Source organism: Kitasatospora sp. NPDC059648, from assembly GCF_042734825.1.
Lineage (GTDB): Bacteria > Actinomycetota > Actinomycetes > Streptomycetales > Streptomycetaceae > Kitasatospora.
In genome coordinates this window covers 1-1,486 of record NZ_JBHWDU010000229.1, presented here as the reverse complement: position 1 = coordinate 1,486, position 1,486 = coordinate 1, and the positions used below count along the sequence as shown (strand labels likewise).

At 69.4% G+C, this 1,486-nt stretch carries 1 protein-coding gene; it reads right to left on the bottom strand.

Features of this window, described 5'->3' with window-relative positions; translation table 11 throughout:
* The coding region (locus ACFV1W_RS40625) for a beta-ketoacyl reductase (protein ID WP_380422611.1) at positions 1 to 1,477 on the bottom strand (1,477 nt) is incomplete at its 3' end.
* Positions 1,478 to 1,486: the final 9 nt, after the last annotated feature.

The following is a 1,486-nucleotide window of genomic DNA, read 5'->3' as shown; positions in this document are numbered from 1 at the left end:
CCATCGGGGAGGCGACGGGCAGGCCGGCCGCCAGCACGACGTCCAGGAGTTCGAGACCGCGCCCGGTCGGCAACGGACTCATCCCCGCCCGGCGAATGCGCTCGACGTCCGCCTCGGACAGCCTCTCCGTGATACCACTGCGCTGCTCCCACAGACCCCACTGCAACGAGGTCGCGACCAGGCCCTCCGCCCGACGCCGCTCCGCCAACGCGTCGAGGAAAGCGTTGGCGGCCGCGTAGTTGCCCTGACCGGCATCACCGAACAGCCCCGCCGACGAGGAGAACAACACAAAGGCATCGAGCTCCAGACCACGCGTCAGCTCGTGCAGATTGAGCGCCGCATCCACCTTCGGCCGCAGCACCGCCTCCAGCCGCTCCGGCGACAACGACGCCACCAGACCGTCATCCAGCACACCCGCCGTGTGCACCACGGCACTCAACGGACGCCCCACCGCAACGGCGGACAACAGACCGGCAAGAGCATCACGGTCAGCGGCATCACACGCCGCGAACTCAACGCTCGCGGCACCCAGCGACAACAGCTCCGCCGTCAACTCCCCCGCACCGGGAGCCGCACCACCACGACGACTGGTCAACACCACATGCCGCACGCCGTGCTCCGTGACCAAGTGCCGCGCCACCAGAGCACCCAACGTCCCCGCACCCGTGACCAACACCGTCCCGGCCGGATCGAACACCACCGGCCGAACCGAAGCCCCCGAAGCCACCCGCGCCAACCGCGGCACCAAAACCCTGCCCTCACGCACCGCCAACTGCGGCTCACCCGAGGACACCAGACCCGCCAGCCGCTCCCACACCGGCACAGCACCGTCCACGTCCAACAACACGAACCGCTCCGGGTTCTCCGACTGCGCCGAACGCACCAGACCCCACACAGGAGCATTGACCAGGTCAGCGACACCCTCACCCTCGACCGCGGCCACCGCACCACGCGTCACGAACACCAGCCGCGAACCCGCGAACCGCGCATCCTCCAGCCACTCCCGCACCACACCCAGCACACGAACCGAAGCCCCGCGCACCGCATCCGCCGAACCGGCCCCCGCCTCCAACGGGAAGAACACCACACCCGGAACCGACGAACCCAGCCCCGCCAAACCCCCATCCGCCACCACGGTGAAAGCCGCAGGAGCACCAGCAGCCGCCAACTCCGACCACTCGACCCGGAACAACGACTCCTCGAAACCACCCGCCACCGACAGCTCACCCGCCGGCACCTCACGACGCACCACCGAACGCACCGCGAACACCGGCACACCCGAACCATCCGCCGCCACCACGGAATCACCCGACACCCGCACCCGCAGCACCGAAGCACCCGACGCGAAGACGGACACCCCCGACCACGACCACCCCGCACCAGGCCCCGCCACACCCACAGCCGACTCCATCAGCCCCGGATGAACAACGAACCCCTCCACCGACACACCATCAGCGAGCGCGACCTCGGCGAACACCTCCTCACC